Raw genomic sequence first — 15,010 nt, forward strand, 5'->3', positions numbered from 1 at the left:
TCATTTTAGCTGCAAAATTTAATTAGTTTATTCTTGGCATAGAAAATGCATTCCTCAAAATGTTACTGTTAACAATTGAGGAACGACTAAAATGTGGAAAAGACACCCAATATTATTAAGTTTATTGCTTATTAATCCTTTATCTGGTGCTGCTGATATACCGCTATCAGAGACAGGAAAGTACTGTGATACCCCTTCCCGTTGTCTTAACCCGATAACGACCAATGTTATGGTAACGTCCCCCAATTATTTAGCGACTCAAGCTGGAATTGATGTATTACGCAAAGGAGGCAATGCGGTTGATGCAGCGATTGCCGTAGCCTCAACGTTTGCTGTTGTTTATCCTCAAATGAATACCATAGGTGGCGATAACTTTTGGTTAATCTACAACGCTAAAACCAAAGAACTAAAAGGGCTAAATGCCAGCGGTCGTTCTGGTAGTTTAGCCACGATAGACTATTATAAAAATCAAGGTTTCCATAAAATTCCCTCACGAGGTTATCTGGCAGCCAATACCGTTCCTGGGGTGGTTTCCGGTTGGGATGAAGCATACCAATATGCCTCTAAAAATATGAAAACTGCACTACCGTGGAACACGTTATTTGCATCAGCAATTGATTATGCCGAAAATGGATTTTCGGTTTCACCTAGCCTAAATTATTGGACAACAATCAATATTGATCCAAAAGACAAAGAGTTTCGGAATTTACAGCGTTTTTCGGAGTTTAAAAAAGTATTCTTAAAAGACGATGGGCAAGCTTACCAAATTGGCGAAATCCTTAAACAACCCGATTTAGCTAACACATTAAAAATTATTGCAAATAAAGGCGCTAAGGAATTTTATCAGGGTGATATTGCCAAAAATATTGTCAACGATCTGCAAAGCCATGGTGGTGTATTGACTTTAGATGATTTTGCTAAGCATCGTGCTACATGGGTAGCCCCGATCCATGTTAATTATCGACAATATACTGCCTATAATCTACCACCCAATACACAAGGTATGGCATCGTTAGAGATTCTAAATATACTCAATAATTTTGATATAAAATCTTTGGGGGAAGGCAGTGCGGATTATTACCATTTAATAATTGAAGCAACAAAACAAGCATTTGCTGATCGAGATAAATACCTTACTGATCCCGATTTTAATCAGATTCCGCTTGATCTCTTATTATCTACCCAACATGGTCAGCAACAAGCAAAACAGATTGATATGCAAAAGGCTCGTGTAGAAATAAAGCCATTAGATCCTAAAGGCGATACCGTTTGGTTTGGTGTTGTTGATGCAGAAGGAAATGCGGTATCTATTATTCAAAGTATTTATCATGATTTTGGTTCTGGCATTGTTGCTAAAGATACAGGAATTTTATTGCAAAATCGTGGTAGTTTTTTCTCCTTAGATCCTAACCATATTAATCGTTTAGAGCCAAATAAACGCACCTTTCATACGTTAAATCCAGCCATGCTTTTAAAAGATAATAAACCTTATCTGATTTATGGCACCATGGGCGGAGAAGGACAACCACAAACGCAAGCGGCAATTGTGACACGAATTGTTGATTTTGGCATGACACCACAAGATGCCATTAATGCACCAAGATGGTTACATGGCCGCACATGGGGTGCATCTTCCAATAATCTTAAAGTGGAAGGGCGCATACCTAACGATGTAATTCATTCCCTCAAATTACGTGGGCATGATGTGCAAATTGTTGATGATTACACCGATACCATGGGTCATGCCGGTGCCATTCTTATCGATACCAATCATCATCTACTAATGGGCGCCACCGACCCGAGAGGGGATGGTTTAGCGGCTGGGTATTGATACTATTTGGGTATAGCTATTAAATAAAGTTGCTAAACACAGAAAAATCCCTTTTAAACTATATATAATCTTGTTAAGGTTTCCACCGTTAAATGTTGGAAACCTTAAACCGGATAACGGTATAGACTCCTCAATATTTTTTACAAATTTTAATAAGCAATAACTATTGGCTTGGTATTGTTTGCTATAAACAAGTTGTTGTGAGTTTTTTTGCTGATTTAGCCAATGCTTGCGCAAACAAAGTAATTTTTAAAACCGCATCAAGCCAATTCAATGCGGTTGTTGTATAAAAATTACACCTTAAACGTAATCCACGGCTTAAGTTTAACCACTGTTTGAATCAAACCGGCGTTTTGTTGTGCGTCAATCACCGGTGTGATCGGTTTGTAGGCTGTAGGAGCCTCTTCACGTAGGCGTTCTTCTTTTAAGGTAATACATTGCCATGGCAAATTAACCTTATCATATTCGACTTTTTTGCTACGCATAGCTTGTCGTCTTTCTGCTCGACCTGCACCGTGTGAGCAAGACCATAACCAATCTGCATTACCTTTACCTACTGCCACATAAGAGTGATCACCCATTGAGCCAGGGATTAAAGCTATCTGACCAGCATAAGCAGGCGTTGCCCCTTTACGATGAATATTCATCTCATGTTCAGGCAAAATGATATTGTGTGAAATATCGACCACAAGTTGACTATCATCTTGATGAAAAATAGTTGCAAGCGATTTACGTATCAATTCGGTAATCACAATTCGATTAATCCAAGCATAACGCGCAGCAACGCCCATAGCTTGTAAATAGGCCTGTGCGTGACTATCTGTTAAACCAAACAATCCTGATTTTGGTTGTTTTTCATTAATCGGCCATAAAGCTTTTGCTCTATCTTGCCAACGCTGACCAATGTAAAAACCAACATCACGCGATCCGGTGTGAATCATGACGACGACACTATTTTTTTCAAGACCTAATTGATAAGCTAAATGCCGATCGATAATATCATCAATAATTTGTAACTCGACAAAATGATTACCAGATCCGACAGTACCTAAACTCGCTGGGCGAATAATATCGCGCTTTTCAAAAAAGGCTTCAGGCGCATACTGACTATCTGCCTTAATTAAGTGATTACCCGATATTTTATTAAGCTCTGCGTGTAACCGTTCATAATTAACTGAATTCCACAAACCTTGCTGCGGTAACGCCGATAACCATGCTCCAAGACCTTGATCGAATAATGCCTGAAAAGATTGCGGCGTAACAGGTACATCACGCTCATCTTGCAATAACACACGTTTTAATTGTGCAATAATTGTCGATTTTTGTTCACACACCTGATCAAAGCTTAAACCCGTGGTAAAAAGCCGCATACCGCAATTAATATCGGTACCAATTGCTGCCGGAATAACTAAATCCTGTGTAGTTGCAACAATACTACCAACAGGCGCAACCGCACCCGGATGAAAATCAGGTGTAGCACGAGCCATGCAAACTTTCCCTACACTATTAGGAACGCTCACAGATGCAAAGTTCAGTAGCTGTTCTACCGCTTTTTGCTCTAAAGGCAATGGACTCGGTAACAAAATCTGAGCAGATGTACTTTCTTTATTTAAAGTATAAATATCATTATTAAAATGACTTTCAATCCCAAGACGGGACAAACGTTTTTGTAAACGGGAAAATGTAGACATAATAGCCACCTAGAAAACAATAAAAAAGCGTCTACTCAAATTGAGAAGATAATTACTGTTTTCCTGCAGCAGCACTATTCAGGAAAGCGGGTGAATTTTATACGCTGATTGTTTATTTGTAAAGGATAAAATTGATATAGTAAGTCTGATAAATTTATTTTTATGACTCGCTCATTTGCTTTAAAATAGCAAACTCACCGATAAATTGATGAAGTTTATTTAAATCTTAAAAGGTGTTATTGATGGTCAACCTTGGCAGATTGATATGCAAAAACAGCCGATCATTTTGGGTGATGATTTGTATTTTTCAATCCAAATATTGGGAAGGTTTTCCTATGCTTTGGAAATTTGGCTTTGGGCTTGTGCAAGTGTTAACACACTATTTGCTTGCTAAAGATTATCACGTGACTTTGAATGACGGATCGAAGCTAATTGAAGTAAAAGAAAAACATCACATCACTGCTGAATCTGATCATTTATCGCAATGAGTTAAACTCAATGGCTAGAGGGTTCACTCGTGCTAATTCAAAGTAAAATAGACAAATACGGTGATTAAATGGACAAAAAAGCAAAAAAGATTCTGTTTCAAACCTATTGGAAAAATGGCTGGAAGGACAGAAAGGAGATAAAAACAGAGCCGAACGACTTCGCGTATGCGAAAGAAAAAGGATTAATGTTTGATCCCATTACCATATCACACGATGATTGTGTCAATAAAATCATAAACATCGTCTCCACAATCACACTTGAACACGTTGCCAAGGCCTTTTTGAGCAGCTTATCAACGCGGCGACTTGATTGGCGCTCAGGTATTGCATCATACTTTATCGCCAAATTAATGACAGCGCATCAATATACGCCAGTCGTGTCTGGTCAATCTTATCAAGATGGCCAAATGATTCATTCATCCCATACGTGTCAGGTCTGCCGTGATCTCAAATATGGCATGATTGGTAATGAAAACTACGTCAAAGCAGATTTAAATATCTTAAACTTTGAACGAATAAAGTGGGGAGGAGTGCGTCATGGTGATTTACTTTATACCTACTTTGATCTCATGCAATTCACTAAACAGGCAATCTCTGAACCGACCAAAGATGATATAGCTATTTTAAAAGGGATATTAGCCATTATTGCATCCTGTCAGCAAGATGATTATCCGGGTTCACTGAGTGATAAACTGACGGATGTACCTAACTTTAAATCCAATCAGGATGAACGTAACACCATTATTGAGATTTTGGCTTGTGTGGGGATTTTACAACCCGCTTCTTATGAACGCCCAACAAGGGGAAAACACGATTGGGTATATGCCACTTATTGGCGTGGTCAGGATAAATACAATCAACAAATGGTGAAGCAATTATTTGGTCTTTAATTCATAATCTCTAATTTGCTCTAGGGGCTGTTGAATCTCATCCCAACTCAGCCCACCAAATATTTTTTCAGCCTGTCGGCATCATTACTCTTCTGTTTTTTGGTTCTCGAAATCGCAAAAAGCTCTATTTTACAATAACTGGTCAAAGCAGATAGTTTCTGCTCCTGTTCACATTGTGTTGTGAATGATAAACCCAACAGCGACGAGAAACAGATTTACCATTAAAGATCAAATCAAAGCAACGGCACATGTCGAATGTCGAAAAGATGCTAATGTGATTAATGAAATCCTCGATTTTTATTTAATCTTTACTACTATCAACTTTAAATTGCCAAACTTACTAAGCACTGTAATTGCATTAGTTTTCTCTTCAATAAGATCCTTACAGATCCTCCCTTTAGGTTATTGCAATGGGTTTCGCCTTGAAAGCCACCGTGCAATATTGAAGTTCAGGTGTTCAGGCGACCGAGGGGTTCAAACCAACCCCTCTGGCTCCCCGTTCCACTGCGCGTGGGGCGTAAGGGCGAATATTTGAAAAATTAATGGGCGATTAGTTGTTTTATCAGCTAATTAATGATATCGCTATACATAAAGCTCAAGTAAGATAAATTTTTGTGAGATATCTTAAAAAAGTATGAATCAATCCATCAATGGTTCAAGCAGTGGTGCTAATTCCTCATCTTCTAAAATGCACCATCTAACAAATGCAGAATAAGGTTTATTGCGTTTGATTATCTCTTTCATTTTTTCTAATGAGTCTTGTCTTTCTTTTTCACTGGAATCTTGGCCATAATATCTATTTAATTGGGTTATTAACTCATTGTATCGTTTAAAAACTAATTCTCGTAGATAGGCGGCTGTTATGTGTTTATTGATGGTATTATTATTGTTAAATATTTCTTTTAGTAGCTCTGCTGTCTTAATTGTTTTAGGATCAGCATTCATCGCTTGGATATCAACTCTTTTGGCTCTTGGCGACGAAGGAACACTGAGTTTAATAGCTCTAAATACATCTGTTTGTTCGTCACAACAATCTAGAATATCATTGAAATTTGCAAGCTTGATGTTATTACATCGCCCACAAACATAATAAAGGTTGTTCCAATTAAATTTTTTATCTGGATCACCTTGATGAGCATCTAAATGTTCGATATTTATTGATAGTGGTCTTTTGGTCTCACACAAGTAACATTTTTCGAAAAAAATCTTTTTCAATGCTTCATACACATCTTCTTCATCGTATTTTTTTCTATTCTGCAAAGAGACTGGCACATCAACTTTTGTTCTATCAACATTAAACATTTAGCTATTCCTACTACATTTGTTAATCAATAACTGCGCTCTTTTTAGAAAGGAAAGAGATTCAGGATCTAGCTTTGCTTGATGCGGTTCAATTTCGTTGACTAAGTTTTTTAGTTCATTAATTTCGCAATTATTATTACTGATATACTTTCCTAATTGCTCAATTTTGTCGCTTAACATATCTGAAATAGGCAACACGCCAAATAAGCCTTCAAGGATCGCTTCATAGGAGTACATAGCTAAATTTTCATTAACAGCTTGAAGAGCCGATAAATCATAAATGACTGCATCGTTTACCGAAGAGACAATAAAGGGTGAATGAGTCGTGATAATAAATTGAATATTAGGGAAAGCATTGGTTAAAAACGAGAAGATTTTTCGTTGTAAGGATACATGTAAATGTGCATCAATTTCATCGATTAAAACAATTCCTTCTAGCTCATCGGGTGTAAGATCTCTTAATCTCACTTTCATTAACAAGTCAGCATAAACCGCTAAAATAGATGAAAATCCTGAAGATAATTGCTGAAAACCATAAGGTTCTTTATCTACTTGTTGAATAAAAAATCGGTGATTTTGGTGATCAAAATTTATTGATAGCTGATTATCTTCAAATAACTCTCTAAAATCATCTTCCAGTTTGTTAAACCAATGTTGAATATTTTGGGCTTCTTGCGGATTATTACCAATATTTTTTGAATCAGCAAAAGCTTGTTGAGTTTTATAACTTACTAAATATTGTTCAAAGTAATCAGCAGCTGATCCTCTATTATTTTGAATTTCTTTATTTTTTAAGCTTTCAACACTTACAACGGATTCTGTTTTTGCTATTTTAACTTGGCGAGTTGCCTCAAATTTTAAACACACCACTTTGCCATCGGTATAATTAGCAGTTAATTGCTCAAGTTCTGTTGGGTTTATGATCTGATTCAATGCTTCTTTTAGTTGAGTTTCGTAGAATTCTATGTTCCGAAGGTAATAATCATAATCTGTACTTGATTTTTTAGTGTTTTGAAGACTAAATCGAAGATCTTGTAAAATTCTTTTTGAGCCATCTATATCTGGATTTTGTTTTTCAACGATCCGTTTTACTAAATAATCATGGATTAGATTGATGAGCTGAGTTTTTCCGCAACCATTTTTACCAGTTAGAATTAAATTTTTGCCCTCTAAATTAATGTCGACTTCTTTTTTTGAATTTGGTATTACCGTTTGAATCCTTTGTATATAACCTTTTTTATTAATATTTGTTGGCATTGACTGAATGATTTTATCTTTAGGATCAGCAAAGGTTAAACTATCTCTTTTCGGTGTCTCTGACCAAACAGCAGTAATGCTTTGTTCACTGCAATAGTCTTTGATCTCTTTACCAAAATAACGTTGAATTTTATTTAATGAATCGGGACTTGGTCTTGAGCGTCTCCAGTGGTCAAAAAACGGGCGATCACCTTCTGAATCATATTTTTTGTCGGCTGTTATACACTGCCTTATTAATTGGTTTATCTCATCACTTTTTGGGGAATTTGTATTTTCATTGAGAAGATTGAGTTGCTGTTTTAATTTTTCAAAAAAAGCCTTATTTGAATATTGATCATCAAATTTTAAAAAGTCACGAATTACTTGATAGGCTTCATTGGGAATTTTTTCACTTAACATTCCATTTGATATTTCACTTTGCCACGCTACATTTTTATCTGTAACTCCAATCATTAACGTTTGTGGTTGTGAAAAAAAGATACATTTAATTTTGAGTTCATTAAAGAAAAAATTAAACAGTAATGAATTATTTTTATGGCGCTTGGCTAAATTATTTAATTTAGGTAATTCTGCTTTTAAATCAATCATCTCGCTTATCCTGTTATTTATTTTTTATCTATTATTTTTTCAACCACTTTAACCGTTATCTTTAAAATCTTCGCAATATTTTCAATTGAGCCATCTTTTTGTAGTAGGGCGTTTATCAGTATTTTCTTTTCAGACTCTGCTTTTTCTCGACGTGCTTTTTCTGTTTTTGTCTTATCCTTTTCAACCGCCAACTTCTCTTTAGCAATCAACTTTTCTTCGTTGCGGATGCGTTCAACCACTTGATAAGTCGGTACGTATTTTAGGCTTTGTTCTAACTCGTCCATAAGCTTAGTACTGCGAGAGCTGATATAGGATTTAGGGGCGATAATTAGGTGGTCGATTGGGTTATCACGCAATAACACACGTTGCATAATGCTGTACACATCGTCCGTGCCTTCATCATACTTGGTGAGTTTTATATCCATCTTATCACCTTGTAAAATCAGTTAAAAAATAATATAGCATATTCTGTTTAGGCTGGGCAGTTGTTAATTAAACAATTCCAAGAGTTTACTTTTTAGGTTATAGTGTTTGTGAAAATTATTGAGGAGTCTATACCGTTATAAGGAGCGTAATGATGTATCATGCAATTTTACCGAGTAGGCAACAGCCTGCTGCAGAGCGATTTTTGCAACAGTTGCCAAAGTTAGTTGCAGCAAGTCCATTATGCCAGCGCCTTAAACCGACATCATTGCTGATTGATATTGCTCCGTACACCTTAACGGCTCAGCCCCACAGTTTTATTGCAGCTCAGTTCAACCTGTCACCACGAGCAGCTCGTAGGCGGGATAATGTTATTCGACAATTGCTGGAACAGCATGAGCCTGACCTTTATCAAGCGGTATTAGACCTTGAGAAAACCACCCCTAACCAAGTCAGTCAGCAAGCGCAAGCATTTAAATCATGGCTTAAAGATTTGCTCAGTACATTCGTCATGCCTTGCGATTATTGCGAATCACCTCTGACGGTTCGTATTGGTCACCGCCTTAATTTTCGTTGCCGAAGCTGTCGACGTACGTTTAATCCGCTCAAAAAATATCAATTAAATCATTTATCTCATTGCGAACTGTGGTTGCCTTTTGTTGACTTATTGCTACAAGGTGAAACCCTCAAAACCGCTAATCAGCAATTAGGGATTAACTCCAATACCGCCGCTAAATGGAAGTCCTGTTTTCTATGGATAATGGAAAAGCAAGGGTTTTCCATATTGGCGAATTATTGCCGAGTAAAGCGACGCCAACGTTATCGGCAAATTTGGTTAGATGTTAAAGCCGGAGCAACATTTTTACCCACCGTTGGCTCTCGTTTTAGGCATAAATCACATTTTTGATTCATATCTTTGTAAAAAAGATTGAGGAGTCTATACCGTTTCAATCAGCACGTTAAATGATTTCTCTTTAAAATCGCGATTATAGAATTTTGACTGCTGTTTTTGCTTTCTACATTCTATAGTCGATATATTAACCAAAATTCATTCAAATAAATCAGCTATATCAATTTAAAATCAAGTTAGCTACTTTATTCAAGACAAAGCCAATTATCTATCTAATACTACTGTTTTCTACCCTTAATTATGTTGTAGTTAGACGGACAAAAGTATGGATAAAGAGATAGATTCGCCACCGCACCCAATTAAACGTAAAAAGAAGCTGATTATATTAACGCTATTATTTCTTTTTTTTGCTTTGGCTTATGGCGTTTATTGGTTTATGTTTAGTCGATTTACTCAATCAACTGATAATGCCTATGTTATGGGTAATCAGGTCCCGGTTGATGCGCAAGTAAATGGTGGAATATTGACGATTAATGTCGATAATAACGATTTTATTCAACAAAATGATGTGATAGCAACGATTGATGCAGTTGATGCAGAAAATGAATTTGGTTATGCCAAAAATGCGTTAATCAAAGCGATTAGAGAGTTGCATCAAATTCAGATCACAAATGAAAAACTTTCAGCCAGCATTCAGTTAAAACAAGTCACCTTAGACAAACTTAAGCAAGATCTTGTACGCCGGGAGAATCTTTGGTCACGAAAGGTCATTTCAAAAGAAGAGATTATTCATGCAAGGCAAGATGTCGATTTTGCTATTAATGATTTAAAGATATCTCAGCATGAATTAGCCATTAATAATGCGCTACTAATGAAAACGCCATTATTAGAACAACCAAGTATTCAGCAAGCAATTTTTAAATTAAAACAAGCTTGGCTTAACTTAAAGCGAACCAAAATCACCGCACCTGTAACTGGGTATGTCGCGAGGCGAAGTGTCCAAGTTGGTACACAAGTGACTAAAGGTGAGCGTTTAATGGTTATTGTTCCATTAGATCAAGTATGGGTAGAAGCAAATTTTAAAGAGGTACAGTTAAACGATATTCGTATCGGTCAACCAGTTACCTTAGAAAGTGATTACTATGGTGAAAAAGTTGAGTATAAAGGAAAGATAAGTGGTATTGCGATGGGCACCGGTGGCGCTTTTTCTTTGCTACCTGCACAAAATGCGACAGGAAATTGGATCAAAGTGATTCAACGTTTACCGGTACGGATTGAATTAGACAAAGCGCAACTTAAACAATTTCCATTACGTATAGGCTTATCAATGAATGTTAATGTGGATACGCATGATACGTCAGGTAAGCTTTTAACCGATATTCCAGCGAAGACGATAAAATATCAAACGGATTCACTTTCTTTTGATGAAAGTGAATTTGAGCAGCTCGTTGAGGATATTGTAAAAACCAATTTCTACGCTACGCAGATTGTTCAATGAATCAAAGTAAAGCGTCCTCATTGCCTTTAACTGGCATCAGATTTATCTTACTAATTATTTTATTAGCGGTAATCGCGTTTTTACAGATTTTGGATTTAACAATTACTAATGTGGCGTTATCAACCATTACGGGTAATCTTGGTGCTTCAAATTCGCAAGGAACGTGGGTTATCACCTCTTTTGCCGTTGCTAATGCTATTTCGATCCCCTTAACGGGATGGTTAGCTCAGCGTTTTGGTGAAGTGAAATTGTTTACTTATTCTATCTTATTTTTCGTAGTCACTTCTTGGCTTTGTGGTATTTCAAATAGTTTAGCCATGCTGATTTTTTCAAGATTATTGCAAGGTATGGTTTCTGGACCAATCATCCCTCTATCGCAAAGCTTGCTATTAGCGTATTGCCCGCCGGCCAAAAAAAATATGTCATTAGCCATATGGTCAATGACAATTATTATTGCGCCAATCTGTGGTCCAATTCTAGGTGGTTGGATTAGTGATAATTATTTTTGGGGATGGATCTTTTTAATCAATATTCCTTTCGGGATCATCATTTGGTTTGGTGTTCACCTTTTATTAAAAGATCGTGAAACGGCTACCAGCAAATTACCCATTGATAGAATTGGATTAGTTTTATTTATAGCTGGCGTGGGGTGTTTACAACTGGTATTAGATAGAGGAAAAGAGCTTGATTGGTTTAATTCTAATCAGATTATTATTCTTTCTGTATTAGCTGTTGTTTTTATTAGTTATTTTATTATTTGGGAACAAACAACAGATTATCCAATTATTGATTTATCCGTTTTTAAATCCCGAAATTTTACCATTGGCACAATTTGTATCAGTTTGGCATTTTTACTCCATATTGGCACGCTGGTTATTCAACCACAATTATTACAACGTGTGTTTGGTTATACTGCAACTTACGCCGGTTTAGTGTTGGCGCCAATTGGTTTGGTTCCTATTTTTCTTGCGCCAATAATTGGCCGATTTGCTTCAAATGTTGATATGCGTAAAGTGGTGACGTTTAGCTTTATTGTGTTTGCACTCTGTTTTTTTTGGCGAGCATATACATTTGAATCAAACATGACTTTTGCTGATGCAGCATGGCCGCAGTTTTATCAAGGTTTTGCGATAGCGTGTTTTATTATGCCATTAAATATCATTATTTTATCTGATATTCCTATTCATAAATTAGCAATTGCCGGCAGTATTTTTAACTTTTTTAGAACGTTGTCGACATCAGTTGGTACCTCGTTAACCGCTACTTTATGGGAGCGTCGTGAAGTGATTCATCACAGTCAATTGACTGATATAATTTATCAAAATTCCCAAGCATTAAATTACACTTATCAACAGTTCAATCAACTAGATTTATCTAACATGCAAGTGTCAGCTATGCTGGCAAAACAGATTACCAATCAAGGCTTATTAATTGGCATTAATGAAATTTTTTGGCTATATGGTATGATATTTTTAGGTTTAATTGGTATAGTATGGTTAGCAAAATCTTCAGTGAAGGTTAATTGATACCAGGCTAATTAAATCAACGTGATTTTTATTTTGTGGCAGGAGTTAAGTATCAATCATTCGTATAGTATTCAGATATAAAATAAGCAGGAGAGCGCATTTTGCATATTGATTCAGTGATTCAATTAGATGAACAAGATTCAGCAACTTTGTACTTTCTCCATAACGTTAATACCGATTTTCATCGCCATCCTTGTTTACAATTAACGATATCACTAAACGATATTTTTTTAAGTACAGAAGATAAAAAGTATCGTGAATTTGGTTTTATTATTCGTTCAAATCTGTCACATAAATTAAATACAACTTGCGCTATCAATTTTTTACTCGAACCCGACGCGCCTTATTTTCATTTGTTGTCACATTTTACCGAAAACGATCCTATTTATCGTTTATCGCGTGAAGAAGCCTCAATACTGGCACAATATTTTATACATACTATTGAAAATAAACAGGTATTCGATATCGAGCATATTGTTAATCTATTATATCGCCCTAATACCAGTTGTCTTTGTCGGCAAGATAGTCGCATAGTTAAAGCGACCTCAATAATTTCGTTATTGCCGGTAAAACAGATATCCTCAAAAGAAATTGCTGATAAAATTTATTTATCCGAAAGTCGTTTTTTACATCTATTTCGAGAAAATCTAGGTATCAATTTCCGAGGCTACCTGTTATGGAAAAGATTGCGTGATGTTATTAACACGCTTGACGCATCGGCAACATTAACAACTTTAGCTAATGATATGGGCTTTGCCGATTCAGCTCACTTTAGCCGAACTTGTGTTGCAAGTTTCGGATTAAGACCCTCAGAGCTGAAACGAGCGTTAATTTATAATCAAAAATTGCCAAACAATAAACATGGTAAACATATTTATTGTTTGCAAAAGCCAGCAGAAAAATAACTCACCAGACCCAGCTGAACCATTCAATTCTGCGTTAATTTTAGTATGTTAAAAATTGCTAATTATTTTCGTGCAACAAATACGTTGCTTCATAAGGCTGTAATACCATTTCACCTTCGAGCACTGTTTGATTTGAGTAATTACTTAACAATTTTTGCCAAGAACTATTTTCTAATGCTTTAGGCAATTGCCATTTAACCGTATTTTCGGTCAGATTGGCTATCACAAGTAATGTTTGATTATTCCAATGTCTGACATAGCACCAACAATCAGCATTATCAGGCGTTAGATCTTGATAGTCACCGAAAATAAAGATCGGGTATGTTTTGCGTAATTTGATTAAAGTTTGATAGCAATAAAAAATGGAATTAGGATCGTCAAGTGCTGCCTTCACATTGATTTTTGGGTAATTGTTTGCCACCTCAATCCAAGGTTTACCTTGACTAAATCCGGCGTTGACGGTGTTGTCCCATTGCATTGGCGTTCGGCTATTGTCCCGTGATTTACTGGCAAGAATCGCTAACATATCAGACTCTGACACACCTTCGGCAATTTTTTCTTGGTAGATGTTAAGACTTTCCACATCTTTATATTGCGAAATATGGGTAAAATGGGGATTGGTCATCCCAATCTCTTCACCTTGATAAAGATACGGCGTGCCTTGTAGCCCATAAAGAATCATTGCCAGCATTTTGGCCGATTCGCTGTGGTATTGATCTTCATTACCTAAACGTGACACAATGCGGGGTTGATCGTGATTACACCAGAAAATCGCATTCCATGCTTTACCGTGCATACCCACTTGCCAATAGCCAAGTATCTTTTTGAGTTCAAGTAAATCGGGTTTAGCCAGCGTCCATTTTTCCCCATTTGGATAATCAATCTTTAAATGATGAAAATTAAACGTCATGGTCAACTCTTTGCCATCCAATGCGGCATATTTTTGACAGTTTTCAAGCGTAGTGGACGACATTTCACCCACGGTTTTTAAACCATTAGGTTGAAAAACATCTCGACTTAACTCTTGTAAAAATTCGTGTATTTTCGGGCCATCCGTATAATATTTTCGTCCGTCACCTTGTACGTCATCCGGAAAGTCTTGCTGTTTAGAAACCAAATTGATCACATCCAACCTTAATGCATCAACCCCTTTATCCGCCCAAAATTGACAGACGTTTTTAATCTCTTGGCGGACGGTTGGATTTTCCCAGTTAAGATCGGCTTGCTGTTTTGCAAATAGATGTAAATAGTATTGTCCTGATTGCTCATGCCACTGCCAGGCTTTGCCGCCAAATTTAGATCGCCAATTGTTGGGTTCTGATCCGTCAGCTTTGGCATCTTTCCAAATATAAAACGATCGAAATGGGCTGGTTTTATCTAAGGCGGATTTAAACCATGGATGCTCTGTTGAAGTGTGGTTAAATACCATATCCATCATAATACGGATATCACGTTCATGCGCCTGCTTAACCAATAATTCAAAGTCGTCCATCGTGCCATAAGCCGGATCAATATCATAATAATCCGATACATCATAACCATTATCTACTTGCGGAGAAGGATAAATTGGCGTTAACCAAATCGCACTAATTCCCAGATTTTTCAGATAATCTAATCGACTTATGATACCTAATAAATCCCCCGTTGAACTCGCACCACTGGCTTGAAAACTTTTGGGATAGATTTGATAAATAGTACCATTTTGCCACCAAGGGATTTCGTTCGTATTCATTGTTTGCTCTTTATTTTTAATCAGTAAAA

Annotated in this window: 12 protein-coding genes and 1 pseudogene; 8 read left to right on the forward strand and 5 right to left on the reverse strand. The window is 36.5% G+C overall.

Translation table 11 applies throughout. The features are described 5' to 3' along the window. The first annotated feature begins 91 nt into the window (after positions 1–91). On the forward strand, positions 92–1,831 hold the full coding sequence (gene ggt / locus J3U23_RS08665) for a gamma-glutamyltransferase (RefSeq protein WP_267339030.1): 1,740 nt from the start codon (positions 92–94) through the stop codon (positions 1,829–1,831). 293 nt (positions 1,832–2,124) lie between these two features. Here ggt and J3U23_RS08670 read toward each other — a convergent pair whose 3' ends face one another. Then, on the reverse strand, positions 2,125–3,522 hold the full coding sequence (locus J3U23_RS08670; RefSeq protein WP_267339031.1) for an RtcB family protein: 1,398 nt from the start codon (positions 3,520–3,522) through the stop codon (positions 2,125–2,127). Between the two features lie 265 nt (positions 3,523–3,787). Here J3U23_RS08670 and J3U23_RS12095 point away from each other — a divergent pair, with 265 nt between their 5' ends. From J3U23_RS12095 to J3U23_RS12100, 3 genes and pseudogenes are all read left to right on the forward strand, one after another. Continuing rightward, positions 3,788–3,916, forward strand: a complete 129-nt coding sequence (locus J3U23_RS12095; RefSeq protein WP_416380100.1) for a hypothetical protein — start codon at positions 3,788–3,790, stop codon at positions 3,914–3,916. A gap of 162 nt (positions 3,917–4,078) precedes the next feature. Then, entirely contained in the window at positions 4,079–4,900 is an 822-nt protein-coding gene (locus tag J3U23_RS08680) for a hypothetical protein (RefSeq protein WP_416380099.1), read from the forward strand. A gap of 150 nt (positions 4,901–5,050) precedes the next feature. Further along, positions 5,051–5,189 (forward strand): annotated as a pseudogene (locus tag J3U23_RS12100) (RtcB family protein); the annotation flags it as partial. 350 nt (positions 5,190–5,539) lie between these two features. Here the strand turns inward: J3U23_RS12100 and J3U23_RS08685 are convergent. The 3 genes from J3U23_RS08685 to J3U23_RS08695 are packed head-to-tail and all read right to left on the reverse strand — an operon-like array spanning position 5,540 to position 8,472. Beyond that, a complete protein-coding gene (locus tag J3U23_RS08685; RefSeq protein WP_267339035.1) occupies positions 5,540–6,202 on the reverse strand; it encodes a hypothetical protein in 663 nt (220 codons plus the stop codon). Next, positions 6,203–8,047, reverse strand: a complete 1,845-nt coding sequence (locus tag J3U23_RS08690) for an AAA family ATPase (protein ID WP_267339036.1) — start codon at positions 8,045–8,047, stop codon at positions 6,203–6,205. Between the two features lie 17 nt (positions 8,048–8,064). After that, complete coding sequence (locus J3U23_RS08695; RefSeq protein ID WP_267339037.1) at positions 8,065–8,472, reverse strand: hypothetical protein; 408 nt, start codon at positions 8,470–8,472, stop codon at positions 8,065–8,067. Between the two features lie 149 nt (positions 8,473–8,621). Between J3U23_RS08695 and J3U23_RS08700 the strand changes: the two genes are divergently transcribed. The 4 genes from J3U23_RS08700 to J3U23_RS08715 all read left to right on the forward strand — a co-directional run bounded on the left by J3U23_RS08700 (position 8,622) and on the right by J3U23_RS08715 (position 13,249). Next, on the forward strand, positions 8,622–9,377 hold the full coding sequence (locus J3U23_RS08700) for a hypothetical protein (protein WP_267339039.1): 756 nt from the start codon (positions 8,622–8,624) through the stop codon (positions 9,375–9,377). Positions 9,378–9,645: 268 nt separating this feature from the next. Further along, positions 9,646–10,818, forward strand: a complete 1,173-nt coding sequence (locus J3U23_RS08705) for an HlyD family efflux transporter periplasmic adaptor subunit (protein ID WP_267339040.1) — start codon at positions 9,646–9,648, stop codon at positions 10,816–10,818. Then, positions 10,815–12,344 carry a DHA2 family efflux MFS transporter permease subunit gene (locus tag J3U23_RS08710; protein WP_267339041.1) on the forward strand — a complete coding sequence of 510 codons (1,530 nt, stop codon included), beginning with the start codon at positions 10,815–10,817 and terminating at the stop codon, positions 12,342–12,344. Before J3U23_RS08705 ends, J3U23_RS08710 begins: the two co-directional genes overlap by 4 nt. Before the next feature lie 101 nt (positions 12,345–12,445). Beyond that, complete coding sequence (locus J3U23_RS08715; protein WP_267339042.1) at positions 12,446–13,249, forward strand: AraC family transcriptional regulator; 804 nt, start codon at positions 12,446–12,448, stop codon at positions 13,247–13,249. 58 nt (positions 13,250–13,307) lie between these two features. Here J3U23_RS08715 and treC read toward each other — a convergent pair whose 3' ends face one another. Next, complete coding sequence (gene treC, locus J3U23_RS08720) at positions 13,308–14,981, reverse strand: alpha,alpha-phosphotrehalase (protein WP_267339043.1); 1,674 nt, start codon at positions 14,979–14,981, stop codon at positions 13,308–13,310. Between the last annotated feature and the right edge of the window lie 29 nt (positions 14,982–15,010).

The organism is Gilliamella sp. B3367 (assembly GCF_026536825.1).
GTDB lineage: Bacteria > Pseudomonadota > Gammaproteobacteria > Enterobacterales > Orbaceae > Gilliamella > Gilliamella apicola_E.

Coding starts and splice junctions, on each gene's coding strand:
- ggt (WP_267339030.1), top strand. CDS start 92: ATGTGGAAAAGACACCCAATATTATTAAGTTTATTGCTTATTAATCCT.
- J3U23_RS08670 (WP_267339031.1), bottom strand. CDS start 3,522: ATGTCTACATTTTCCCGTTTACAAAAACGTTTGTCCCGTCTTGGGATT.
- J3U23_RS12095 (WP_416380100.1), top strand. CDS start 3,788: ATGCAAAAACAGCCGATCATTTTGGGTGATGATTTGTATTTTTCAATC.
- J3U23_RS08680 (WP_416380099.1), top strand. CDS start 4,079: ATGGACAAAAAAGCAAAAAAGATTCTGTTTCAAACCTATTGGAAAAAT.
- J3U23_RS08685 (WP_267339035.1), bottom strand. CDS start 6,202: ATGTTTAATGTTGATAGAACAAAAGTTGATGTGCCAGTCTCTTTGCAG.
- J3U23_RS08690 (WP_267339036.1), bottom strand. CDS start 8,047: ATGATTGATTTAAAAGCAGAATTACCTAAATTAAATAATTTAGCCAAG.
- J3U23_RS08695 (WP_267339037.1), bottom strand. CDS start 8,472: ATGGATATAAAACTCACCAAGTATGATGAAGGCACGGACGATGTGTAC.
- J3U23_RS08700 (WP_267339039.1), top strand. CDS start 8,622: ATGATGTATCATGCAATTTTACCGAGTAGGCAACAGCCTGCTGCAGAG.
- J3U23_RS08705 (WP_267339040.1), top strand. CDS start 9,646: ATGGATAAAGAGATAGATTCGCCACCGCACCCAATTAAACGTAAAAAG.
- J3U23_RS08710 (WP_267339041.1), top strand. CDS start 10,815: ATGAATCAAAGTAAAGCGTCCTCATTGCCTTTAACTGGCATCAGATTT.
- treC (WP_267339043.1), bottom strand. CDS start 14,981: ATGAATACGAACGAAATCCCTTGGTGGCAAAATGGTACTATTTATCAA.